The sequence below is a fragment of the Candidatus Amarolinea aalborgensis genome (assembly GCF_900491745.1).
In the GTDB taxonomy this organism is placed as follows: domain Bacteria; phylum Chloroflexota; class Anaerolineae; order SSC4; family Amarolineaceae; genus Amarolinea; species Amarolinea aalborgensis.
Genome location: NZ_UETR01000007.1, coordinates 102,155 through 125,889, shown reverse-complemented (window position 1 = coordinate 125,889; position 23,735 = coordinate 102,155). Strand labels below are relative to the sequence as shown.

The 23,735-nt window shown below is 62.2% G+C and carries 17 protein-coding genes, 1 tRNA gene and 1 other RNA gene; 12 read left to right on the top strand and 7 right to left on the bottom strand.

The genetic code is table 11. The annotated features are described in order from the left end of the window. Positions 1 to 13 precede the first annotated feature (13 nt). From ACPQ6D_RS11610 to ACPQ6D_RS11600, 3 genes are all read right to left on the bottom strand, one after another. Positions 14 to 469 carry an NUDIX domain-containing protein gene (locus tag ACPQ6D_RS11610; RefSeq protein ID WP_423224485.1) on the bottom strand — a complete coding sequence of 152 codons (456 nt, stop codon included), beginning with the start codon at positions 467 to 469 and terminating at the stop codon, positions 14 to 16. Between the two features lie 23 nt (positions 470 to 492). Beyond that, positions 493 to 1,317 (bottom strand): hypothetical protein, encoded by an 825-nt coding sequence (locus tag ACPQ6D_RS11605; protein WP_423224484.1) that lies wholly within the window; start codon positions 1,315 to 1,317, stop codon positions 493 to 495. Positions 1,318 to 1,517: 200 nt separating this feature from the next. After that, entirely contained in the window at positions 1,518 to 2,105 is a 588-nt protein-coding gene (locus ACPQ6D_RS11600; RefSeq protein ID WP_423224483.1) for an RNA polymerase sigma factor, read from the bottom strand. 322 nt (positions 2,106 to 2,427) lie between these two features. Here ACPQ6D_RS11600 and ACPQ6D_RS11595 point away from each other — a divergent pair, with 322 nt between their 5' ends. The 12 genes from ACPQ6D_RS11595 (at position 2,428) to ACPQ6D_RS11540 (ending at position 20,015) form a co-directional block, all read left to right on the top strand. Further along, positions 2,428 to 7,479 (top strand): hypothetical protein, encoded by a 5,052-nt coding sequence (locus ACPQ6D_RS11595; RefSeq protein WP_423224482.1) that lies wholly within the window; start codon positions 2,428 to 2,430, stop codon positions 7,477 to 7,479. Positions 7,480 to 7,612: 133 nt separating this feature from the next. Beyond that, positions 7,613 to 9,589 (top strand): DNA primase, encoded by a 1,977-nt coding sequence (gene dnaG / locus ACPQ6D_RS11590; protein WP_423224481.1) that lies wholly within the window; start codon positions 7,613 to 7,615, stop codon positions 9,587 to 9,589. Positions 9,590 to 9,594: 5 nt separating this feature from the next. After that, entirely contained in the window at positions 9,595 to 10,929 is a 1,335-nt protein-coding gene (locus ACPQ6D_RS11585; RefSeq protein WP_423224480.1) for a sigma-70 family RNA polymerase sigma factor, read from the top strand. 140 nt (positions 10,930 to 11,069) lie between these two features. Next, positions 11,070 to 11,142 (top strand) — tRNA-Asn (locus ACPQ6D_RS11580). 74 nt (positions 11,143 to 11,216) lie between these two features. Beyond that, positions 11,217 to 12,254 carry a homoserine dehydrogenase gene (locus tag ACPQ6D_RS11575; RefSeq protein WP_423224479.1) on the top strand — a complete coding sequence of 346 codons (1,038 nt, stop codon included), beginning with the start codon at positions 11,217 to 11,219 and terminating at the stop codon, positions 12,252 to 12,254. A gap of 17 nt (positions 12,255 to 12,271) precedes the next feature. Further along, positions 12,272 to 15,676 (top strand): carbamoyl-phosphate synthase large subunit, encoded by a 3,405-nt coding sequence (carB, locus tag ACPQ6D_RS11570; RefSeq protein WP_423224478.1) that lies wholly within the window; start codon positions 12,272 to 12,274, stop codon positions 15,674 to 15,676. Between the two features lie 38 nt (positions 15,677 to 15,714). Further along, positions 15,715 to 15,893: non-coding RNA, 6S RNA (ssrS, locus tag ACPQ6D_RS11565), on the top strand. Between the two features lie 134 nt (positions 15,894 to 16,027). After that, positions 16,028 to 16,897, top strand: a complete 870-nt coding sequence (locus tag ACPQ6D_RS11560) for an MBL fold metallo-hydrolase (protein ID WP_423224477.1) — start codon at positions 16,028 to 16,030, stop codon at positions 16,895 to 16,897. After that, the gene (locus ACPQ6D_RS11555) at positions 16,894 to 17,661 is read left to right on the top strand and encodes a reverse transcriptase-like protein (RefSeq protein ID WP_423224476.1); all 768 of its coding nucleotides are present in this window, start codon (positions 16,894 to 16,896) and stop codon (positions 17,659 to 17,661) included. Before ACPQ6D_RS11560 ends, ACPQ6D_RS11555 begins: the two co-directional genes overlap by 4 nt. A gap of 199 nt (positions 17,662 to 17,860) precedes the next feature. Beyond that, positions 17,861 to 18,130, top strand: coding sequence for a BRCT domain-containing protein (locus tag ACPQ6D_RS11550; protein WP_423224475.1), 270 nt, complete (start codon positions 17,861 to 17,863; stop codon positions 18,128 to 18,130). After that, a complete protein-coding gene (locus tag ACPQ6D_RS11545; RefSeq protein ID WP_423224474.1) occupies positions 18,117 to 18,542 on the top strand; it encodes a type II toxin-antitoxin system VapC family toxin in 426 nt (141 codons plus the stop codon). Before ACPQ6D_RS11550 ends, ACPQ6D_RS11545 begins: the two co-directional genes overlap by 14 nt. A 108-nt stretch (positions 18,543 to 18,650) precedes the next feature. Then, positions 18,651 to 20,015: a phospholipid carrier-dependent glycosyltransferase gene (locus ACPQ6D_RS11540; protein WP_423224584.1), complete on the top strand. Its 1,365-nt coding sequence runs from the start codon at positions 18,651 to 18,653 to the stop codon at positions 20,013 to 20,015. A gap of 58 nt (positions 20,016 to 20,073) precedes the next feature. On the opposite strand, the gene ACPQ6D_RS11535 is transcribed toward ACPQ6D_RS11540, so the two are convergent. The 4 genes from ACPQ6D_RS11535 to ACPQ6D_RS11520 all read right to left on the bottom strand — a co-directional run bounded on the left by ACPQ6D_RS11535 (position 20,074) and on the right by ACPQ6D_RS11520 (position 23,276). Next, positions 20,074 to 21,426: a sensor histidine kinase gene (locus ACPQ6D_RS11535; protein WP_423224473.1), complete on the bottom strand. Its 1,353-nt coding sequence runs from the start codon at positions 21,424 to 21,426 to the stop codon at positions 20,074 to 20,076. 33 nt (positions 21,427 to 21,459) lie between these two features. Next, positions 21,460 to 22,173 carry a response regulator transcription factor gene (locus ACPQ6D_RS11530; protein WP_423224472.1) on the bottom strand — a complete coding sequence of 238 codons (714 nt, stop codon included), beginning with the start codon at positions 22,171 to 22,173 and terminating at the stop codon, positions 21,460 to 21,462. 69 nt (positions 22,174 to 22,242) lie between these two features. Beyond that, positions 22,243 to 22,695: a hypothetical protein gene (locus ACPQ6D_RS11525; protein WP_423224471.1), complete on the bottom strand. Its 453-nt coding sequence runs from the start codon at positions 22,693 to 22,695 to the stop codon at positions 22,243 to 22,245. Next, positions 22,692 to 23,276: a hypothetical protein gene (locus tag ACPQ6D_RS11520; protein ID WP_423224470.1), complete on the bottom strand. Its 585-nt coding sequence runs from the start codon at positions 23,274 to 23,276 to the stop codon at positions 22,692 to 22,694. The genes ACPQ6D_RS11525 and ACPQ6D_RS11520 overlap by 4 nt, the downstream gene beginning before the upstream one ends. Positions 23,277 to 23,735 lie beyond the last annotated feature (459 nt).

Here is a 23,735-nt window from a genome sequence, read left to right as displayed (position 1 = left end):
GGCGCCGTAGTCGTCACGTCGAGTGCAGCAGCCCCTCATCCCCACGGTCGAGCCAGGCGCGAGCACGCCGGACAAATTCTCGTTCAGTGGCGTAGTTTAGCTGGGACAGGGCCTCATCCAGCGTGAGCCAGCCAGGCTCGAATTGAAACTCATGGGGATCACGCTCGACCTGTCGCAAGCTGTCCAGTCGAAAGAGAAAATAGAATTCCTGCCGTGTGACATGCTGGTTCTTCTCTGGGAGATCGAATTCAACCACCTGCATGCCCAGGCTTGTGATCAACCGCAAATCAGCGTACCCAGATTCCTCGCGAATTTCGCGGGCCGCGGCGTCCTCAAGCAGCTCGCGCGCTTCGACATGTCCTTTGGGCAGGCGGATTTCGTTATTGCGGACGCGATGCAGCACCAGGATGCGACCATCCGGCCCCAAGACCACACCGCCCGCGGCGTCATAAGAAACGCGTCGTTTCACAAATCAGTCCTCATGAGCACTCCCTACGGCACTGGCTGTCTCGCAGCGAATGGGTAAGGCGACTTTGGAAATGGCGCCGACCAACATTCCTGAGTCAGAGGCAAGATGCCGCCGCCAATCGCCAGGGCGCCGGTCGTATCCAAGTCCACGTAGATGCGCCGCCAGGGTGCATAGAAAAAAGTGTATCCACGTAAGCAAACCCGCCATTCCGGCCCTGCGGACAACGGCAGGCCGGGCGCGTCTGGCTGAGAGCGCTGCGGCAGCCGCCGCACATCCTCCAGGGCCAGGCGCTGAATCCGCCAATCCAGGCCGCCAAGCGCACGCGCGGTCAGGCGTTTTGCGTTGATTGCCAGGCGCTGTGGATCACCTTGCACGGCCGGCTCTGGCGGCGAGGCATAGCGCGGGATCAGCGCCCACAGGCTCACGAGCACGAATCCCATCACCAGCGTCTTGCGCAGCGCCGCGGTTGGAGGCGTTTGCCACTGCTGCTGCAAGGCGCTCCACATCGCAGCCAAGACGAGCAGAAGCAGCCAATGAAACAGGAAATTGACGAGCAGTCCCGGCAGGCTGAGCGTCCACGCGCCGTGCGCCGTGCTGATGGCGGTTGGCGCCGGGTAACCGCGCCAACCCTGGCACAGGCTAGGACACCCGACCAGGTAGTCAGGCACCTCGAACAACTGGCCGGCAGACCAGGTTAAGATCGCAGCCAGCACGAACGTTGCCAACAGGAAATAGACCCAGCGGCGGGTGCGCTCACGCCACCAAACGACCAGGAGCGCCAGAGCTAACAGACCTACCGAAACAACCAGGAAGGCATTGGTTTGGGATTGCAGCCACGTTGGCGTCATACCAGGCCTTTGCGACAAAACTCAATTGGTGCATTGTACGCCAAAGTCCGAGAGTTGCCAAACAATGGCAGCGAGGTGTGGTGCAAGGGCAGGGGATCAGAGCGCGGTGATGCCGCCAACTTGGGCTGGGCCGATGTGCGTCTCCGCCACGGCAAACCGGGTTGCGGCGGGCAGCCGCAGCCGCTGCCGGTCTGCCCCCGTCAGGAATAGGCCATTTGCGGGGCCAGGTTGAAGGCTGGCAGAACCAGGCGATCACGCAGGCGCGCGCGACCACGGGCAATGCGCGATTTGACCGTGCCGAGTGGAATGCCAACCAAATCGCTGATTTCGTGGTAGTTGTAGCCTTCGACATCGCACAAAACAATCACCAGGCGTTGATCGGCAGGCAGATCAGCAATCGCAGCTTCGATCTGATGGCGGAGCTCAACACGCAGCACGTAGTGTTCGGGGCCTTCAGCGGGATCAATCATGATCGAAGTGCGATCCGCTTGATCGAGCAGGTTTTCCAATGAAGTGGACGGGCGTCGGCGCATTGCGCGCAGGCGATCATAACAGGTGTTGATGACAATGCGCAGCAGCCACGCCTTGAACGAACCACCCCGGTACTGGTCGAGCTTACGGTAGGCTTTCACAAACGCATCCTGGGTGACATCGGCCGCTACGTCGGGATCGCTTACCACTCGCCGCGCCACACCGTAGGCAAGGCTCTGATAAGCCATCACCAGTTGGTTGAAGGCGTGAAGCTGACCGCCACGCGCCGATATGATGAGTGTTTGTTCGTCTAACATATGCCATACTCGCGGGATAACATCAGAATCATGGAAGCGGACATCGCATCTTCATCAGGAGGGTCAAAGGTCGCGCTGAATCAACATGTCCATACGATGCTGCAAGCGGGAATAGACTCCACTTCTCCGCCGCAGCAAACAGGCGCCATTCATGCCCGCTTGCCGTATAGTGTGCCACCGTTGCGGCTTGATCACATCCGATAGATTATTCAGCATCGTCTACGCCGTTTGGCTGAGAGGCGGCGTGCAAAGCGGCGCGGGTAAGCGTAGCACGTCAAAATGTGTGGTATAATAGGCTGACCCAAATCAATGAGAAGATTCCATGCGTAACCTTATTCTTTTCTTCCTGGCGACATCGCTCCTGGGACTCCAAACAGATGTCAATGCTGGCGTGCCCTATCCAGTCGTAACGCTGAGCAAGACAGTCTCGCCGAGTTCAACAACGCCAGGGGGCGCCGTGACCTACAGCATCACGTTGAGTAATGCCGGCGACGTGGCTGCCAACGATGTACGCGTGACAGATTACTTGCCGGCTGGCTTCAGCTACCGCACGGGCACGACGCGCATCTATCGCAATGGCGTCCTGATTCGCTCCACAGACCCCAGCGTCAGCGGCCGCAGCCTCAGTTGGGATGGGCTGACGGCGCCGGCGCGGCGCGGCGACAGTTTCTATGGCATCAACACCTTCATCCAGGAAAACTGCAACATTAGCAACATCACGTGGCAGCTCGATCGCACGCGCGAACTGATGGGGTATCACGCACTGGCCAAGCAATTCTTCTATGGCGTTACCAACAATACCGGCGGACCAGATTCGTGCTGGGTTGATTATGTCAATGCCGCTTATGATCGCGGCCTGAATGTCCTGCTGCGCTTGCAAGGCCCGCACGACGGTGCGAACTGGGTCGAACCGCAAGCGGATTGGGCCGGCAACTACAGCAGCGCCGCGCAGGCCTTTCGCCGTGTGGTGGCAGGACTGCCGCGACGGAACGGTTTTACACTCTACATTCAAATTTGGAATGAGCCGAATCTGAACCTGGAATGGAGCGGCAGCGCCAATGCCGCCGAATATGCGCCTTTCCTGGAGCAAACAGCCAGCGCCATTCGCAGTATCGGCGACAGCCGCATTCGCATCATCAACGGGCCGCTGTCGCCTGGCGGCAACATCAGCCCGCTGACGTTCATCAACCAGATGTTCAATGCTGCGCCGAACGCGCGCTGGGCTTTCGATGTTTGGGGCGCTCATCCCTACCCGTCGAACCATCCGCCAGAATACAACCTGCACCGCGGCACGGCCTCGCAACCGCAGGCGGCCATTGACACCTACCTGCGTGAACTCAACGCGCTGGCGAGTTGGGGCCGCCGAGATGTGGACGTGATTTTGTCAGAGACCGGTTACCAGCTCGGCGACGGTTTGTATACGTGGGAAGGCTACCCGATCATCATCGAAAGCAACCGCGCGGATTACATCACGCGCGCGTTTCGGGATTATTGGCAAGGTTGGGCCGAGGTGCAAGCCGTTGCTCCCTTTGAGTTGAGCGATCCCAGCGGCGGCTGGGGCGCCTGGGATTGGATCGCGGCGAATGGCGCGCCGCATGCGCAGTACACCAGCGTGCGCAGCCTGGACAAAGCCAGCCCATTCACCAGCGGCAGCCTGGTCATCAGCTTTCAAGCCAACGCGGCCAGCAGCGGGGGCACCTATTACAATGATGTGAGCGCAACCAGTTCCAACACCACGATCGCGCCGCACAACCAGGTGGCGCCAGTCATCGTTCGTCAGGCGACGCCCACGCGCACGCCAACCGCAGCGCCGACAGCCACGCCCACCCGCACGCCTACCCTGGCGCCCACAGCCACCCCCACGCCGACGCCAACGCGCACGAGCACCTCGACGGCCACGGCAACGCCAACGAACACAAGCACCTCGACGCCAACGCCAACGGCGACCAGTACGAGCACGCCCACGCGTACCCCAAGCGCCACGGCGACGCCAACGCCCACACGTACTTTCACGCCGACAGGAACCCCTACGCCCACACCGACGGCCTCTAGCACGCCCACCGTGACCCCGTCTGACACGGCCACCCGTACTCCGACCGCCACTGGAACGCCTTCGCGCACGCCGACGGCGACCCCAACGGCGACCCTAACACCGACCCCGACCCCAACCGCAACGCCAACGCGAACGTCAACGGCAACCCCAACCGTGACCCCCACGCGCACGCCCACGGCCACCCCAACCGCCACACTGACGCCAACGCCAACGATCACCCCGGTCATTACGGGAACGCCGCCCACGGCCACCCCCACCCCATCGTTCACGCCGACAGCGCCGCCCACCGACACGCCGACAGCCACCAACACGGCAACGATGACGCCAACGCCAACGGCAACGCCGACAGCCACCGACACGGCAACGATGACGCCGACCCCTACCGCGACGCCGACGGCTACTCGGACCCCTACGGCGACGCCGCTGCCAACGGCCACGCCGACAGCGACTCAGACCCCCACCGCAACGCCCCTGCCGACGGCCACACCGACAGCCACTCAGACCGCCACCGCGACGCCGCTGCCGACAGAGACGCCGACTCCCACGGCCAGCAACACCGTCACGCCGAGTGCAACACCATCGTTCACTCCCACCAACAGCCCAACGGCGTCGCCAACCGCGACAATCACGCCAACGAACACGTCAACGCCAACCGCAACGCCCACGCGTACACCGACGCGTACACGCACGCCGACGCCGACGCCGACGATTACCCCCACGCCGACTCCCACAGCGACGCCAGTCGGTGTGCTCGGCATCATCCGCGTGGGTCAGGAGCCGCAGGGCCTGGCGTTGGACAGCGCTGGGCGCCGCCTCTTCGTGGCCAACGGCCTCAGCGGCAACGTCTCCGTGGCCAATCTCGACACAAACGAGGTCGTTGCCACGTTGGGCCTGAACGGCGCGGCGGGGCCAGTGGGTCTGGATTATGACCCGGCCCGCCAACGCCTCTATGTGGCGGCTCGTTTGAGCGATTCCCTGGTGGCCCTGGATGCGCCGCCAGGCGTCACGGGCGAGACCAGCGGCGGCGCTCTGGTAGGCGTCAGCCATCAACCGATTGCCGTGGCCGTGCAGGTGTTCAGCGGTCAGGTGTTGGTGGTAGGGAACGGGGACGATTCGTTGGCGATGGTAAACGGCCCTGCCGCCGTCCTGACCGATATTCGGCGCATTGGCAGCGCGCCGATGGCCATCATACGCAACGACCCGGCCCTCAGTTTCCTGATTCCTCATCGCCTTGACAACACTGTGGGCCTTTATGACGATGTTGGCTTCCTGCGCTTCCTCATTCCCGTAAGCGGCGGCCCCGCCAGCGTAGCTGTAGATGTCATGCGTCAACGCGCGTACGTGGTTGAACCTGACGACTTCTCCGTGGCGGTGATCAACCTGGTCAACTCAGAGGTCATGAACACGGTGCCGCTCAATTGCATGCCCACCGCGGTGGCCGCGAATCCCAACAACGGGCGCTTCTTCGTTGTCTGCCCCGACGAGCGCGCCGTCCACTTCTTCCAGGGTGGAGCCGACGCCTGGCTATATTGGCTGCCGGTAGGCAACGATCCAAGCGCTATTCTCCTCGATCCGGCCACGAACCGGCTCTATGTCGCTAACCGCGCCGATGACACCGTCACCATTCTGCAGGACGAAGGCCCGGTTGCTACCCCGACTCCCTATCCGACCGCCGCGCCGAGCACAACGAGCACGCCAACACCAAACCTCACCCCGACCCGCACGGCGGCGCCAACGGCCACACCAACGCTTACGCCCACCCCAAGCGTCACACCGACCCGCACCGCAACGGCCACCATGACCCCCACGCGTACGCCTGGGCCAACGGCGACGCCGACGCCCACGCGCACCAGCACCTCGACGCCCACCCCGACGCCCGTAGGCGCATGTACGGCGCAAGCCGATACGTTCGAGCCGGACAACCAGCCGTCTGAGGCTCCGCCGCTCATTCCCGGTCCGTACGCCCAACTGCACAACTTCCATCGCCCCGGCGACGCAGACTGGGCGCGCATCGAAGTACAGAAGGGAGCGATCTATCGTTTGCAGACCGACGTGCATGGCGCGCTGGGCGACACGCGGCTGGAATTGTGGAACCAAAGCCTGACCGTGCTGCTGGCCGAAAACGACAACTGGGATCCGTCTTCGCCTGACTCCATGATCCAATGGGCCGCGCCGGCGAACGGCGTCGTGTATGTACAGGTGGCGCAGGCGCATGGGCAGGGGGGATGCCACAGCGACTACACCTTCCAGGTCACACGGATGACGCCGAGCTTCATACCGCTGGTCATGCAGGCGCCGGTCGGCCAAGCCGACGCCGAACCGGCACTGATGGCCAATGAGTCCAGCAGCCAGTCCCTGGCCGCAGTGCAGATGACCCCGGTCGCCAACACGCCGGAACCGCCCCCCGCCAATGACCTGGCGCAGGCGAATGACGAGCCTGCCTTCAGCGACGCGGCGGTTGCTGTCAACCTGCGCGATGGCAGCCGTATCCTGGGGCAAGCACAGACGCTGACCATCGAAGATGCCGGCGGCGCGACGCGGCAGCAGGTGGAACTGCCGGGCGCCATCGTCGCCCTGGCTGTAGACGACGCCGGACAAGCCGTTCTTGTCAGCACCTGGGCCGCGCCAGAGAGAGCGACTGACCTGCGCACAGGAGGACGCGTGCTGCGCCTGGATGCCCAGTCAGGCGCGGTTCAGGCCGTCTCAGCGCCGCTGGCGCGGCTGGGAGGATTGGCCCTGGATGGTTCCCGTTTGTGGGTTGCCGAGACTGGCGCCGATCACCTGCTCCTGCTGGACGCGCAGACGCTGGCGGTGGTTCAGAGCATTGATCTGGCGCCGGCGCCGTGGGTGGTAGCCGTCAACCCCAGCAGCCAGCGTGTGTTCGTGGCCCTCGCGGGCGCCGATGAGGTAGCGCTGCTCGATGCGACCAGCGGTGCACTGGTCACTCGGGTGCAGATCGGCGGCTACGGCCATCCTGTGGCGCTGGCCGTGGACGCGGCTGGCTCCCGCACGGCCGTGCTCTTCTGGCGCAGCCCCCACTACGGCGAAGTCACCTGGCTCGATGGTCTCACCGGCGCGGTTGTCGGGAGTATTGCACCGACGTTGGCCCATCCGCTACCCGGAGCGCAGGCGCTGGTGTTTGATCCTGGGGCGGGCGAACTGATCATCAGCGATCGCGCGGGCCTGCAGCGCTTTGCCGGCGCGGACGGCCGCTTTCTGGGCAGCCAACCTGCGCCGCTGGTCACGACGCCGTTTGGCCTGGCATTGGACGCTGGCCGCCAGCGCATCGTCAGCGGCGCCGGCATGCGTACGATCCGTTGATGGCGACAACCTACGCGGCGCCTGGCGTCTGCAACGTCCCATTGCTTGGCGATTTGCGTCATCACCGATATAATGACGTTGAAGCTCCCTACGCGCGGCATCCAAGAGGGCGCGGCTGGCAGAGGTACTGGGCATGAGTGTGGTAGACGACATCAAGGGCCGCCTCGACATCGTGGACGTCATCTCGGCCTACGTTTCCTTGAAGAAGGCTGGGCGCAATTTCAAAGGATTGTGCCCATTTCACACCGAGAAGACGCCCTCGTTCGTGGTTTTCCCTGACAATCAGAGCTGGCACTGCTTTGGCTCTTGCGGCACAGGCGGTGATCTCTTCTCTTTCATCATGCAGAAGGAGAAACTCGACTTTGGCGAAGCTCTACAAGTCCTGGCGCAGCGCGCAGGGATTGAGCTGACCGCGCGCGGCGAGGAAGTATCGCCAGAAGAACAAGTTCGTGAGCAGACGCGTCAAGTGCTGCAAGCCGCGGCCGCCTATTTCCACAACCTCTTGCTCAGCTCGCCGGCTGCGCAGATGGCGCGCGACTACGTGAGCCGGCGCGGTCTGGATGATAACACCATCTCTCGCTTTCAGCTCGGCTACGCGCTGAATGACTGGGAGGCTCTCAAACGCACCTTCTTGGCGCAAGGCTATACGACAGATCACTTACTGACCGCCGGGCTGTTGATTCACAACGAGGAACGTGGTTCAACCTACGACCGGTTCCGACAGCGTCTGATGATTCCCATCTGCGACGTCCAGGGACGCGTGATCGGCTTCGGCGCGCGTGCCTTCGATGACACGCCGCCCAAATACCTGAACTCGCCGCAGACCCTGGTATTCGACAAGGGTCGCGTGCTGTATGGGCTTGACCAGGCGCGGCGCGCAATTCGTGACACCGGGCACGTGGTCATTGTGGAAGGGTACATGGATGTGCTGGCTGCACACCAGGCTGGAGAGCGCAACGTGGTTGCTTCGATGGGCACGGCGCTGACAGAGACGCAGCTGCGTCAACTCAAACGGTACACCAACGAGTTCATCCTGGCTCTAGACGCCGACGACGCCGGCAGTCATGCCACCATTCGAGGCGTCCACATGGCCCGGCAGGCGCTGGAAAAGGAATCGGTCGCCGTGCCAACTGCCAGCGGCATGGTGCGTCAAGAGGCCCGCCTGGCGGTCAATGTGCGCGTGATGACCCTACCCCAGGGATTCGATCCCGATGATCTGATCCGCCACGACGTGCATCAGTGGCACGCGTTGGTCAAAGCGGCCGCGCCGCTGGTTGATTTTCTGTTCGGCGTCGTGGTGCAGGAGAATGATCTGAGTACCGCCAAGGGCAAAGCCACCGTGGTGCGTGAATTGGTGCCGCTCATTCAGGAACTGGCCGACCCGATCGAGCGTACACACTACGTGCAGCGCCTTGCGCGCCTGACTCAAGTGGACGAGCGCACCATCCAGCGCGAGATCGAACGGCAAGCCGCAGCCAGCAAATTGGCTGTCAGCGCCGATCGGCAGCCGCGCGTCAGCCATCCGGGCGCCGGGGCGGCTGCGCCGGTCAGCGCGCCCAGGCCGAGTGAAGGGATGGCAGGCTACGTCCTGCAGCAGGTTCTCCTGCAGCCGCGTCTGTTGGGTGAGGCTGATCGTCAACTACAAGAGTTGGGGTTCGAGCCATTGCGTGATGCCGATTTCGGGCGCAGCGAACAGCGCACCTTGCTGCAAGTTCTGACTGATTTGCAGGGACGGGGGGAGACCTGGCAGCTGCCCGCCCTGGCAGAAGATGTTCCGCCGTTTTTACAATCCTATCTGGCCGATCTCGTGCGTGGCCTGCCCACACGACCCTCGCTGGCGGCCGATCAAGCCGCGCACGACCTGGTGAACGCCGTCCTGCGCCTGCGCCAGGTGAATTTGCAGCAGCGTTTGCAGGAGCTACGTTACTTACAGGCCAACGATGGAGGCGGCGCAGAGGGCGCGAACAGCAGCGAGAATGACTACCGGCTGCTGGTCGAGACGCAGCGCCAGGAATTGGGCAGACTCCAGGTGGCATTGAGCCGTCGGTCGCTCCTATCACAGAGCAGTCAACGTCCGTCTCCCCCCACCGCAGCCGCGACAGGGATTTAGCCGCGATGACAGAGAAGAACCGACCTCCCCGAACCGTTCCACCCTCTCCACCCGCCTCAGAGTCGGAGTCTACGGCCGCGCCCGCAAAGGCAAAGCGTGGGCGACCGCCAACCGCCCACCCGACCAAACTGCAGGCGCTGCCAGAACCGGCCGCGCAGCCGCCGGCGCCAGCCGAAGCTCCTACACACATACTCCACAGCGCACGAGCGGCTGACCAGGCTGGCGCGTATGCGTCGCACAGGGCGCCCTTTGAGATTGAGGTAGATGAGGCCTTCGCCACGGAGGTGACGGCGGAGGCGCGCCACGCGGTGGAACAAATTCTGAAAGAGACGCGCGATCCTTCGGTGGCAGGCGATCCGGTGCGCATGTACTTGAATGAGATCAGTCACCATGCGTTGTTGACGACTGCCCAGGAGATATCCCTGGCCGAGGAGCTCCACGCGGGCGTGGAAGCGGCGGCGCGTCTGCGCGCGGGTCAGTGCTCGTTCGACGATCGGCCGCGGCTGGAGAAGCTTGTGCAGACAGGCAACGCCGCGCGCTGGCATTTGGTGCAAGGCAATTTGCGCCTGGTAGTCAGCGTTGCCAAGCGCTATCTGAGCCGCGGCATGTCGTTTCTCGATCTGATTCAAGAGGGCAACATTGGCCTGCTGCGCGCCGTGGAGAAGTACGATCAGACGCTTGGTTATCGTTTCAGCACCTATGCCACGTGGTGGATTCGGCAGGCTATCACGCGCGCCATTGCGGATCAATCGCGCACCATACGCATCCCTGTGCACGTCGTGGAGAGCATCAACCGCCAGGCGCGACTGCAGTATCAGTTCATGCAGCAGCTTGGGCGCCAGGGCACCGCAGAGGAAATTGCCCTGGCGATGGAGTTCCTCTCGACCGAGGATGCGGCCGCCATCCAAGTGGCGCAGGCCGCTGGCGCCGCCCTACCACCTACCCTTGAGCAGCGCTGGCAGCGCGCCATCGCGCGTGTGCGCGACATCTCACGCGTCTCGGAAGAACCAATGTCGTTGGAAACGCCGATGGGGAGCGACGAGAACAGCTATCTCGGCGATTTCATCGAGGACAACGGGGTGCCTGGCCCTGCCGATGAAGCGAACCGGCAGTTGTTGCGTGAACAGATGCACGACATCCTCACCGGGCTGACAGACCGCGAGCGCCGTGTGCTGGAGATGCGCTTTGGGCTCAATGACGGCAATAGCCATACCCTGGAGGAGGTGGGGCTGGAGTTCGGTGTGACGCGTGAACGCATCCGCCAAATCGAAGCCAAAGCGCTGCGTAAGCTTCGTCATCCCATGCGCAGCCGCCGCTTGCGCGACTACCTGAACTCCTGAGGCCCAAGCCTGCAACGCCCGCCAGGCTTCGCTCAGGCGGCCGCCGCCTGCGTTGGAGTTAGCAGGCCGTCCGCCCAAAAAAGGCCACACGCCGCAAATTTGACAGCCCCTGGCATGTGAGTATAATGCCGTCAAGTCGTTCCTCGATAGCTCAATAGGCAGAGCAAGCGGCTGTTAACCGCAAGGTTCTTGGTTCGAGTCCAAGTCGAGGAGCCTACCCATCCGTCAAAAGAGCAGCGTTGCCGCTGCTCTTTCTGTTATCTACGCACCGAAGACAGGAACATGCCATGGCGCCGACGATTCGGGTTGCACTCATCGGCCTCGGCCATGTCGGCCGGGGCTTTCTGACGCTTTTGCTTGACAAGAAAGAGATTCTTGCCGCGCGTTACGGCCTGCACATCAAGCTGACCGCGGCGGCTGACAGCTCCGGCGCTGTGCTCGATGCCCACGGCATTGACCCTGCGCTGCTCCTCCAGCACAAGGTGACGCACGGCGGCATCGGCGCCTTCCCCTATGGCGGCAAGCCTGGCCTGGCCGCGCCCGACATGGTGAAGCGCGCCAAGGCCGATGTCCTGCTGGAAGCCTCGCCCGTCAACCTGCAAAGCGGTCAGCCGGCGCTGCACTGCCTGCGCCTGGCTCTCAGCCAGGGCTGGCACGCCGTGCTCGCCAACAAGGCGCCGCTGGTGTTGGCCTACCAGGAGCTCAGCGCCGCGGCGGCCGCTCAAGGCAAGCGCCTGGCCTTCAGCGCCACGGTCTGCGGCGCCCTGCCCGTGGTCAACATCGGGCAGCGCGATCACACCGCCGTGCGATATACCAAGATCGAAGGCGTTTTCAACAGCACCAGCAACTTCATCCTGACCGCGATGGAAGCCGGCAAGACTTACGCGGAGGCCCTGCACGAAGCGCAGGTGGAGGGTGTGGCCGAGACCGATCCCTCGCTCGATGTGGACGGTTGGGATACCGCGAATAAACTCACCATTATTGCCAACAGCGTGTTGGAATTCCCCTGCGCGCTGCGCGACGTCGAGGTGCGCGGTATCCGCGGTATTGGCCTCGACGATCTGCGCCGCGCCCGCGCGCAGGGCGAGGTGATCAAGCTGCTGGCGGTGGCGCTGCCGTTGGGCGACGGCTATCGCCTCAGCGTTCACCCGGCGCGCCTCCCCCTGACCCATCCTCTGGCCGGCGTCAACGGTTGGGAGATGGGCGTTGTCTGGCACACCGACATCATGGGCGTGCAATTCGCCAAAGTGGACGAGCGAGGCCCCATCCCAACCGCCGCGGCCATGCTGCGCGATGTGATCAACATTCATCGCGGTCGAAGATGATGCGTACGGGATAGACCATGCCAAAACGAACCGATATTCATTCCATCTTGATCTTGGGCGCCGGCCCGATCATCATCGGCCAGGCGGCCGAGTTCGACTACAGCGGCACACAGGCAGTCAAGGCGCTGCGGCGCGAGGGCTACCGCGTGATCCTGGTCAACTCCAACCCCGCCACCGTGATGACCGACCCAGACCTGGCCGATGCCACCTATATCGAGCCGCTGACGATCGAGATCGTGGAGAAGATCATCGCTCGCGAACGCCCGGATGCCCTTCTGCCAACCGTCGGCGGGCAAACGGCCCTCAACCTGGGCGTGGCCCTGGCCGAACAGGGAATTCTGGCAGCTCACGGCGTGCAGTTGATCGGCGCCAGCCTGAACGCGATGAAAGTAGCCGAGGACCGTCTGCTTTTCAAAGAGGCGATGATCCGCGCCGGGCTGAGCGTGCCCCGCTCCGGTCTGGCGGCCACCGTGGACGAGGCGCTGGCGATTGCGGAGGAAATTGGCAGCTTTCCATTGCTCATTCGGCCCAGTTTTACCCTCGGCGGTTCCGGCGCAGCCACGGCCTTTGATCGCGACGACTTCGTCGAAAAGATGGAATTTGGCCTGCGTGAAAGCCCCGTGCATACCTGCCTGGTTGAAGAATCGGTCTTGGGGTGGAAGGAATTCGAACTGGAAGTGATGCGGGACAGCGCCAACAACTTCGTTGTGGTCTGCTCGATTGAGAACCTCGACCCGATGGGCGTGCACACGGGAGACTCCATCACGGTGGCGCCAGCGCAAACCCTGACCGACAAAGAGTATCAACGGCTGCGTGACCAGGCGCGCATCGTGATGGACACGGTGGGCGTGGAAACGGGCGGCAGCAACGTGCAGTTCGCCACCAATCCGGTTGATGGCCGCGTCATCGTCATCGAAATGAACCCGCGCGTCAGCCGCTCCAGCGCGCTCGCCAGTAAGGCCACCGGTTTTCCCATTGCCAAAATGGCTGCGCTGCTGGCCGTGGGCTATACGCTCGATGAGATCAAGAACGATATCACCCGCGAAACAGTGGCTGCGTTCGAGCCGAGCATTGATTACGTGGTGGTGAAAATTCCGCGCTGGGCGTTCGAAAAATTTGCCAACGTGGACCCCACCCTGGGGCCGCAGATGAAATCGGTCGGCGAGGTTATGGCGATCGGCCGCACCTTCAAAGAGGCGCTGCTCAAAGGGCTGCGTGCGCTCGAATGGAAACCTGCCCGCGGAAGCGCCGAGTCGCTGGCGTCGCTGCCCGTGCGCCTGAGCACGCCCACCCGAGATCGCATCTTCATCACGTTCGCGGCGCTTCGTCAGGGCGTTAGCCAAGCGCAGATCACAGCCTGGACCGGTTTTGACCCGTGGTTCGTGGCGCAAATGGGCCAGATTGTTGAGATGGAAAAAAGCGTGGCGCGCTATACGTTGGATGCATTGCCGGTGGAGCTGCTGCGGCAGGCGAAGCGCTTTGGCCTGTCTGATCAGCAGATTGCCGAATTGACGGCTGGCGCAGAGCGCCCAGGAATCGCGCCCAATCACTCAAAGGCAACACCGGTAAGCCAGGCGCCCCAGCTTGGCAGTTCGCCGCCGACGCCAGCGCAGGTCGTGCGCATGCGCCGCAAAGCCTTGGGGTTGACGCCGACTTACCAGCGTGTGGACACCTGCGCGGCCGAGTTTGAAGCCTTCACGCCCTACCTCTATGGCAGCTATGAGACGTATGACGAAGCGCCTGCCAGCAACCGCCCTAAAGTGATTATCCTCGGCGGCGGGCCGAACCGAATCGGGCAAGGCATCGAGTTCGATTACTGCTGCTGCCATGCGGCCTTTGCCCTGCACGATCTCGGCTACGAAACCATCATGGTCAACTGCAACCCGGAAACCGTGAGCACCGATTATGACACCTCTGACCGTCTCTATTTCGAGCCGCTGACGCTGGAAGATGTGTTGAACATCGTGGATCGAGAGTTGGGGGAGACGCTGAATCTTGAGACCCGAAACCTATCCGACTTGACGCCTAGCGAAAACGACAACACGCCAACCGGTGCGCCGACTGGCGGGCTGCGCTCTGGCGTGATTGTGCAATTTGGTGGGCAGACGCCGCTCAACCTGGCGCGCGGGCTGGCCGAGATGGGTGTACCGATCCTGGGCACCACGTGGGATGCGATTGATCTGGCCGAGGATCGAGGACGCTTTGGCAATCTGCTGGCCGAGTTGGACATTCCTACGCCGGCCAATGGCATGGCGGTCTCCGTGGCCGAGGCGCGGCGCGTGGCGCGACAGATTGGCTATCCAGTGCTGGTGCGCCCCAGTTACGTTTTAGGCGGCCGCGCCATGGCCATCGTCTACGACGACGACTCCTTGGCGCGCTTTGTGCAGGAAGCGGCCGCGGTGAGCGAAGGACGCCCGATCTTGATTGATCAGTACCTGGAGGACGCATTCGAGGTGGATGTAGATGCCGTGGCCGATGGCGAGCGCGTGGTCATTGGCGGCATCATGCAGCACATCGAAGAGGCTGGCGTTCACAGCGGCGACAGCGCGTGCGTCTTGCCTCCGTACAAGATCAGTTACTATCATCTGAGCATCATGCGCGAGTATACCGAGAAGTTGGGTTTGGCGCTGGGCGTGCGCGGGCTAATGAACATTCAGTACGCGATCAAGGATGACATCGTCTACGTGCTGGAAGTGAACCCGCGCGCCAGCCGCACCGTACCTTTTGTGAGCAAGGCCACCGGCGTGCCGCTGGCAAAGATCGCAGCGCAGGTCATGGCGGGGCGATCCCTCACTGAATTGCATTTCACCACCGAACCGACGATTGACGGCTTCTTCGTGAAAGAGGCCGTGCTGCCGTTCAAGAAGTTCGTCGGCGTGGATACGCTCCTGGGGCCGGAAATGCGGTCCACCGGTGAGGTCATGGGCCACGCCAGCCGTTTCGGTCATGCGTTTGCCAAGGCCCAGATGGCGGCCGGCGAACGTCTGCCGCTGGCAGGCGCCGCGTTCCTCTCGGTCAACGACTTCGACAAAGGCAGCATTCTCAAAATTGCGCGTGACCTGCATCGCCTGGGCTTCACCCTGCTGGCGACGCGCGGCACGGCGTCAACCCTGGTGCGCGCCGGGCTGCCCGCCACCCCCGTGAACAAGGTGAAAGAGGGATCGCCGCACGTGGTGGACTTGATCAAAGCTGGCAAAATCAACCTGATTGTCAACACCCCGCTTGGCCCAACCGCGTTCGATGACGGCAAGTCCATTCGCACAGAAGCGGTGCGCCACGGCGTGCCGCTCATGACGACGCTCAGCGCCGCGCAGGCGGCCGTCAACGGCATCCGCGCGCTGCAGGCCAAAGAGCTCAAAGTGCGCAGCCTGCAAGAACATTATCTGCAACAGCAGGCGAGCGCGCCCAAAAAATCACCCTAATTTGCCAGAAATTGTCGGATGTGCTAAACTAGCGCTAGAGTACCCTGCGGTGTGCGTGATGTCATCCAAGCGCTCTGAGCCAACACCTGATAATCGGGTGCCGGATGTTCTGGGGGCTAGGCGTTAGCTCCTTGCGAGCAAGGTTGATGTCCCTGGACAGGCGCCCACCTGCGCAAGCAGGTTCAGGCCCTTTGGCACACGGCACGGCGGGGCACTTTGCCCTCATCAACGGTCGTTCTCGCCTGAGAGTGACCGTTTTTTGTTGCCAGAGCAATAATCTCCTTGACATGACACCACGGTTATGCTATTCTCTGCTTATCTTGAGACTGAAAGTCAGGAGCGTCAGAAGCCATGCAGCGAGAACGTGTAGCCGACAACATTTGGGTCTTCACCAGCAGCCTTTTTGCCCAGGTCACTGGGGGTGTTGTCTTCACCAGTGAGGGCGCCCTTGTCATTGACACGTTACCCTATCCGAGCGAATCACGCGAGATGCGTGACTTTGCGCGCAGTCGTTCGCTGAGCAGTCATGGCGTTCGCTACGTCGTGCTGACCCATTCCCATGCCGATCATATCTATGGCGCTTATCTCTATCCCGAAGCCGAAGTGATTTCGCATCGGCGCTGCCGCGATCTGATGCGACGCCATGCAGAGCAGGGTTTGCGCGATGCGCGTGAGCACACGCCAGAGTTGAATGAGGTGCAGATTCGCCTACCGGGTCTGGTCTTTCAAGAGGAATTGACGATTCGGCTGGGCGGACGCACGATTGTGCTCAGTGAATCGCCGGGACACAGCGCGGACGTGGTTAGCGTTTTTGTCAAAGAAGACAAGGTCTTGTTTGCCAGCGACACCGTCATGCCTGTGCCTTACATTGTGGGCGGCGATGCTCATGCGATGATCAAGTCGCTAGAGGTCATTGCGGCCCTGGGCCTGGAGAACATTGTGCAGGGGCATGGCGAAGTTCTCTTGCGCGGCGAGATCAATGAGATCATTTCGAGCAACATTGCGTACTTGCACAAAATTGACAGCCTGGCGCGGCAATACGTACGCGAACGGCTGTCGCGTCAGGAGCTGCTGACCATTGACATCGAGGCCTGCGGCAAGTCACGCATTCCCCTCAGCGGCCTCGTGCAGCGGTTCCACCAGGCCAACCTGGCCTATCTGTACGACGTCTACCGTCAAGGTCCGCACAGCGCCGTCGAACAGGATCAGGAAATCGAATGAGCGTGGATGACCTGCTGGCGCAGATATTGACCCTGTCTGCGGCCGACCGGCGCCGCCTGTTTCGGCGCGCGCAGCGCATGGGACTATTGAGCGCACATGACCTGGAGGGCAGCGACGGGCTGGAGAGCGCAGCCGCCGCGGCGCCTCATCCAATGGAGCCGCCGCGAGCGCCGGCCGTCGAAACGCCAGCAAGACCACCACTGCCTTCGGCGCCAGCACGCGCCAACGCGCCTGTTGCACCGGAAACGCCGCGGTTGATTGACCTGCGACCGGCGCCGCCTGTGTCGGCTGCGTCTCCCGCGCGACCGGCGTCGCGCACACAAAAACCTGCAGCCGCCAAAGCGGCGGCAGCCCCGGCCGAGATTCGCGTACGCGTGGTCTTCGACGGCGGCAGCAAGGGCAATCCAGGGCAAGGCTACGGCAGTTATGCGCTGCTGTGGCCGGGCCAAGCGCAGCCAGAGATCATCCGACTGACGTTTGGCAGCCGCGTGACCAACAACGAAGCCGAGTACGATACCCTGATCAACGCACTGCAAGACCTGGTTGGTCGCGTGCAGGCGGCCGGCGGAACTCCCGCCCAGCTCTTTGCAGACATCTGGGGCGACAGCCAGTTGGTGGTGAACCAGGTCAATGGCACCTGGAAGATCAACAAGGCGCCGCTGCAAGCGCGCTGCAACCAGGTGCGCGCGCTCTTGCAGCAGTTCGGCTTCGCCGCGCTGAACTACCATCCTCGCGAGGAAAGCGTGGCCTTGCTCGGACACTAAACAGCCAGGCGCCGGGGTTTCTGCTAGAAATCCGGCGCCCGATGTAAAGACCTCAAATGCCCCGGCGCCGCGGTCAAGGTGCCCAATGTGCAGCCACCCATTGAACTTCATCAGGGTTCGCTTACGCAAACAATTGACCTGGCAAGGCAGTTGCCCTATAATCGCGCTAGATATGAAACGGAAATAGGAGGTGTGAACAATGACCCACACACTGTTGCTGGAACTGCCCGAGCAGTTGTACGAAACCCTCACCAAGACCGCCAAACAACAAAGCCAACGCCCCGAAATTGTGGCGGTGCAGTGGTTGGTAACCGCCACACAGAGTCTCTCAGATGATCCGTTTGAGCCATTCATCGGCGCCTTTAGCAGCGATTTCCCTGATTGGGCAGATCACCACGATGAATACATCGGCAAGGCGCTGCTGGTAGAACTGCGCGACTCCGAAGGGCAAGACCGTGCCAACTCCTGAGGTTTTTGCCGACACGTCCGGGTGGGCCAATCTTGTGGACAAGACTCAGCCACAATTCGAAACTGCGGCCAGAGTGTATCGCGACATTCGCCAGCGGGGATTCAAGATGGTCACGACCAACTACGTGATGATCGAACTCGTTGCCCTCCTGACGAGTCCGCTGCGACTTCCCCGAACGCGGATCATTGCGGTGGTTGATGGGATACGGACTTCTCCCTACTTCGAAGTTATTCATGTCGACCCCATTCTGGACAGAACTGCCTGGCAACTGCTGAAGCAGCGACCGGACAAGGAATGGAGCCTCGTGGATTGTGCAAGTTTCGTTGTTATGCAACAGCGAGGCATCGTCGAAGCTCTAACCACCGACCATCATTTTGAGCAAGCTGGGTTTGCTCGACTGTTAAGGCCGTGATGTCAAGATGCTCTGTGTGACAGCTCCGCGCTGGTTCGTCCTATACCGACAAGCGGCAAGGGACAAAAGTGAACTACAGTCTATTCGTTGCTGGAGTGAATCTTGACCGTGCCATCATGGCTGCATCACCGTTATGTTACGTTCTGCGCAGGCCTACTGGCCGTAACGATTCTGGCGACGATTGTCCTCTACCGCCAGACGCCGCGGACGCCGTTCGACGGCGATGAGACCGGTTGGATCTCCTCAGGCGCTTATTACACGGACCTGGTGCTGGCGCGAGATTTGACGTGGGAGAAGTGGCAATGCCAGGCCTGCGGCCCCTGGGGCGGGCTGAACATGCCGCTCGGGAAGTGGTTGATCGGCGCTCCGCTCAAAGTCTATTACGAAACCGCGCGCGGCGGCGCCGAATTCCTGCGCTTCTACAATTTCGACCATTCGCTGGAACAAAACCAGGCCGAAGGACGAGTGCCGCCAGCCGATGTGCTGCGCGTGGCCCGCCTGGCCTGCGCCGCGTTCGGCGTCTTGTGCTGCTTGCTCTTGTTTTGCCTGGGATACTGGTGGGTGAATGGAGCCGCGGGCCTGCTGGCGGTTGCGCTCCTCCTGTCCACCAGCGGGTTTGTGACGCAAGCCACTCGCGCGATGACCGATGTTCACTACGTCAGTTTCTTACTGGCTGGCTGCCTTGCATCCGGTCTGCTGGTGAAACGCTCAAGCCGGCGCGCCTATCTCGCGGCCAGCGCATTGGCCGGGCTGTGCGCAGGCCTGGCCGCGGCTGTCAAAGTGACCGGGATCATCGTCGGTGGACTGGTTTTCCTGGCGCTGCTGGCCTACATTTTTGCCCAGGGCCGCATCAGCGGGCGCGCCGCGCTGCGTTATGCCGCACTCTTCACGGTCGTGGCCGTCATCACTGTCTATCTGCTGAATCCATTTTTCTGGCCCAATTGGCAGCAGTTCAACGCCACGGCGCTGCTGGCCGAGACCCGCGCGTTGCTGACCGCAGCCGCGACTAGACAGCTGGCCGCTGGGCCAATCTCGCGGTCTTATCCCCAGGTGGGCAACCTGGCGCACCTGATTGAATTCCCGCAGATGTTTGTGCGCTGGCGCGACTTCATGCAGACTCAGCTCCCGATCGGCAATTGGACGCAGCCGCGGCTGCTGGCCATTCACCGTTCGCTCTTCGTGGATTTGGCCGCGTTCCCTTTCGACTGGGTTTTCTTGATCGTTGGCTGTGCAGCGGCGACCGGGCGCGTGCTCAAAGCCTGGCAGCAACAGAAGACAGCGCCTATCGCGGCGCCGCTCGTCTTCTTGGGCGTCAATTACCTCTTCATCCTCTTTTTTGTGCGCTTGAACTGGCCGCGTTACTACCTGCCGTCGGCTGTGGCCGCCAAACTGCTGATCGCCGTTGGCATCATGACCGTGTTCAGCCAGCTCGCGGCCGTGGTCAGGCGAACAGCCCGCGCGGCCGCACGTTAAAACCCCGGCGGCTGTCTTGCAGACGAAACGTTTCCTCTTGAATTCCAGTTTGCGCCGATCAGGCGCTTGCCGCGGCGATGGTCATGGTGAACGTGGTGCCCTGGCCGGGGCTTGAGGCCACAGTCAGACTGCCGCCATGCGCTTCGACAATCGCCTTGGCAATCGCCAGGCCCAGCCCCGTGGCGTCGCTGTCGTTGCGCTGGCGCGCTCTGTCGGTGCTGTAGAAACGGTCAAAAATGAGGGGCAGGTCTGCGGCTTCGATGCCAATGCCGGTATCGCTGACCATCATCTGCACCGCCGCGCCCACCGCTTTGGCGGACAGGACGATTTCCCCGTGCTGCGTGTGGCGCAGGGCGTTCGAGACCAGGTTGTTGAGCACCTGCGTCATGCGATCAGTATCTACATGGATCGAAGGCAGCGACTCAGGCGCTTCGACGCGCAGGGCGATGCCTTGCTGTGCGGCCTGTACGATGTAGGCCAGACCGGTGCGCTCAAGCAGGGCGCGGGGATCCACCGCGCGGCGGTTGAGCGGTAGTTCGCCACTGTCGGTCAACGAGAGCGTGCGCAGATCTTCCACCAGGCGCTGCAGGTGGACCACTTCACCATGCATGATGCCGTAAAGATTGGCCGAACCCTGCAAACGCCCATCCTGCAAGCCCTCGGTATAGCCGCGCAAGACGGTCAGCGGCGTGCGCAGATCATGCGCCAGGTCAGCCGTCATCTGTTTGCGCGCCTGACTGGCTTGCTGGAGATCGGCGCTCATCTGATTGAACGAGGCCGCCAGCGCGCCAATTTCATCTTGCGAGCGCACACGGACGCGCTGTTCGAACTGCCCGCCGGCCATTGCCTTCGTGGCCGCGGTCAGCTCACGCAGCGGCTGCGTCAGCGTGCGCGCCAGGAGGCCGCCCAAGAGCAGCGCCATCAGCGCGGCCACGCCGGCGCTGGCCATGGTGGCTCCTGCAATCCGCTGCAAAAAGTCGGCCTCCGGTGAAAAGACAGGATTCGGCCGTTCTGATTCATCGCTGGATGCGCCAAACAGCGCCAGGCCGACTATCTTACCGTTCACAGTGATCGGGGCGGCGGCACCCAGTTGACTGCCAGGCACGCGCTCCCCTTCCTCATACCCCTGGTTGGCGAGCACAACAACACCATGAGCGTCAAGCAGAGCAACGCCGCGCATGTAGAGTGAGAGCGGCGGCGACGCAGCCAACATAGAACCCACGCCATCCCAGGAATTGTGCCCGGCGTAGTAATCGGCCAGCGCGTTGACAAGGACGGTGCGATCACGCGTGGACAGAAAACGGTCGAACTCCGAGCGCGTGCGTTGAGAGACCAGCAGTGCGACCAGCAGAACGCCGATCAGGCCAACGAGGAGAAAAGCCAGTGTGAGCTTCCAGGTGAGTGAGCGCATCAGCAGTCCGAATCCTGTGCGAGTAGCGCCGCGCTACGGCTGATTTTCAGCCGAACCGGGCGGGCGTTCGGGTGCAAAACGATAGCCCATGCCGTATACCGTTTCCACGTATCTGGGACGGCGGGGGTCCGGTTCGATTTTGGTGCGCAGGTTGCGCACGTGCACATCAATCGTGCGTTCGTAACCTTCGTACGCATCGCCTGAGACCAGGTCGAGCAAATCCAGTCGCGAGAAGACCCTGCCAGGCGCGGCCATCAGCGCGGCCAACAGCCCAAACTCCGATGGAGTCAGATCAACGTAACGCTCGCCCACTTTGACGGTGCAGGCGGTGCGATCGAGGGTGACATCAGCCACCCGCAGGATGTCCGGCTCGGCCTGTGATTTTTGCAGCCGTCGCAGCACCGCGTGCACGCGCGCGATCAACTCGCGCACATTGAACGGTTTGGTCACATAATCATCCGCGCCCAACTCCAGGCCCAGGATCTTGTCCGTGTCCTCCACCTTGGCCGTGAGCATGATGACGGGCGTGTTCGCCTCTTTGGCAAAGACCCGCATGAACTCGTAGCCGCCCATCTCTGGCATCATCAAGTCGAGGATAATCAGATCGGGTTTTTCGTGGCGCGCGACGTACAGCGCATCGCGGCCATGACCAGCTTCGACCACGCGGTAGCCTTCCTGCTCCAGGTAAACGCGCAGCATGGCGCGCAACCGGGCTTCATCATCAACCAATAAAATCGTTTGTGGCATAGTGCTTGCATTATCGCCCGAACCGCCGCTGGCGACAAACCAGGCGGCGGCTCGTGCATCATTCGTTCGCTATTTCCGCACGCTGGCGCCCTTTGCATCGGCCAGCGATGGGTGGTAGTAGGTGGCAGCCACGGCCAGCACCGCCGCGAGCGCCAACATGCCGGGCGCCAGGAGGGGGTTGGCGCCGCCTAAGGCTTTGGTGATGATCTTGCCCGTGGTCGCGTTCGGCGTGACCTCCAACAGCAGGCCGATGTTACCTGCGATGTGCTCATAGACGCCAATCAGACTGCCGAGGGCTACCGGCGCCATGCAGACGCGCAACGCCATCAGCACTCGCCTCTCCGGTCGTCGCCAGGCCAAGACAACGGCAATCAAACCAAGCGCGCACAGGCCAAACGGCAGCAGTTGAATCCCATCGGTATGACCGATGAAGATCAATTCCACCACCGTGGCCGCCAGCAGCAGGCCGGAGAGCAGTAGCAGAAAGCGGCGCAGGCGGGCCAGAACAGCGTCAGCGCTCATGGGGCGCTCAGATAGGCGCTGGCCGCAGCCAGTTGTGTCTCAGAGACATAGCCGGCCAGTTTGGCCAGGAAGTCCGCGTGGGAGGCGTAGGGCCGGGCCGCAATCAGCGCAGCCGCCGCGGCAGCATCCAACCCCGGAATCTGCTGCAAGGTCGCCGCATCCGCCGTGTTGACCGCAATCGGAACGTAGACGTACTGTTCATAGGCGGCAATCTGCTCGGCGCTGATGTATTTGCCCAGTTCCTGCCTGAACTGTAGGATGCTGGCATAGGGCCGGTATTCCAGGAACTCGCGCACCATGCGGCTGCCCGCACCAGGCACGCCCGCCAGGAGTTCGTCGCTCGACGCGGTATTGAGATTGAGTTTGGCGGCCGCGGCCTCGGCGGCGGGCGTGGTCGGCGTAGCCTGGCTCGCAGCGGCTGGGGTAGCCTGGCTTGCGGCGGTCGGCGTAGCCTGGCTCGCAGCAGCCGGCGTATTCGTGACGATCACAGATGCGGGCGCGTTGGTTGCGCTTGATCCGCAGCCAACCAGGGAGAGCGCCAGCAGCGCCGCCATGGCGGTCAAAATCCAGAAACGTGACATGATTGATTCCCTTCTTGTTTCATGCGTAGTATTCTACGTCATGCAGCGATCATAGCAGGAAGATTTTTAGAACTTGTTAAGAAGCCATGCGGCGATCATGAGGAAGACAACACGACAGCCAGTGCGCAGAGCATGACAAGGGCTGAAAGTGGTTGTTTTTGACAACCCTCGCCGGTGATGTTACAATCATGCACGATAATTCAATGTCTGTGACGGAGACGCGCAGGGCAGGCCCTGACCACAGCGAGCCGGTGATGGTGCAAGACCGGTGTTATCCTGAACTGCCAGCCCCTCCTGAGACGCGACCGTAAAAGCGGCGCTTGGGCCGTGAGTATGGGTCGCCGGCATCCCACCGTTACCAGGGCGTGAAGCGGAGCGCGCTGGCGCTCAACAAAGGTGGTACCACGGGTCATTGCGCTCGTCCTTGTCAGGGCGAGCTTTTTTGTTGGATTTGCTGGA

Excerpts from the sequence above, each read along its gene's own strand:
- ACPQ6D_RS11605 (WP_423224484.1), bottom strand. The coding sequence starts at position 1,317 with ATGACGCCAACGTGGCTGCAATCCCAAACCAATGCCTTCCTGGTTGTT.
- ACPQ6D_RS11600 (WP_423224483.1), bottom strand. The coding sequence starts at position 2,105 with ATGTTAGACGAACAAACACTCATCATATCGGCGCGTGGCGGTCAGCTT.
- ACPQ6D_RS11595 (WP_423224482.1), top strand. The coding sequence starts at position 2,428 with ATGCGTAACCTTATTCTTTTCTTCCTGGCGACATCGCTCCTGGGACTC.
- dnaG (WP_423224481.1), top strand. The coding sequence starts at position 7,613 with ATGAGTGTGGTAGACGACATCAAGGGCCGCCTCGACATCGTGGACGTC.
- ACPQ6D_RS11585 (WP_423224480.1), top strand. The coding sequence starts at position 9,595 with ATGACAGAGAAGAACCGACCTCCCCGAACCGTTCCACCCTCTCCACCC.
- ACPQ6D_RS11575 (WP_423224479.1), top strand. The coding sequence starts at position 11,217 with ATGGCGCCGACGATTCGGGTTGCACTCATCGGCCTCGGCCATGTCGGC.
- carB (WP_423224478.1), top strand. The coding sequence starts at position 12,272 with ATGCCAAAACGAACCGATATTCATTCCATCTTGATCTTGGGCGCCGGC.
- ACPQ6D_RS11560 (WP_423224477.1), top strand. The coding sequence starts at position 16,028 with ATGCAGCGAGAACGTGTAGCCGACAACATTTGGGTCTTCACCAGCAGC.
- ACPQ6D_RS11555 (WP_423224476.1), top strand. The coding sequence starts at position 16,894 with ATGAGCGTGGATGACCTGCTGGCGCAGATATTGACCCTGTCTGCGGCC.
- ACPQ6D_RS11550 (WP_423224475.1), top strand. The coding sequence starts at position 17,861 with ATGACCCACACACTGTTGCTGGAACTGCCCGAGCAGTTGTACGAAACC.
- ACPQ6D_RS11535 (WP_423224473.1), bottom strand. The coding sequence starts at position 21,426 with ATGCGCTCACTCACCTGGAAGCTCACACTGGCTTTTCTCCTCGTTGGC.
- ACPQ6D_RS11530 (WP_423224472.1), bottom strand. The coding sequence starts at position 22,173 with ATGCCACAAACGATTTTATTGGTTGATGATGAAGCCCGGTTGCGCGCC.
- ACPQ6D_RS11525 (WP_423224471.1), bottom strand. The coding sequence starts at position 22,695 with ATGAGCGCTGACGCTGTTCTGGCCCGCCTGCGCCGCTTTCTGCTACTG.
- ACPQ6D_RS11520 (WP_423224470.1), bottom strand. The coding sequence starts at position 23,276 with ATGTCACGTTTCTGGATTTTGACCGCCATGGCGGCGCTGCTGGCGCTC.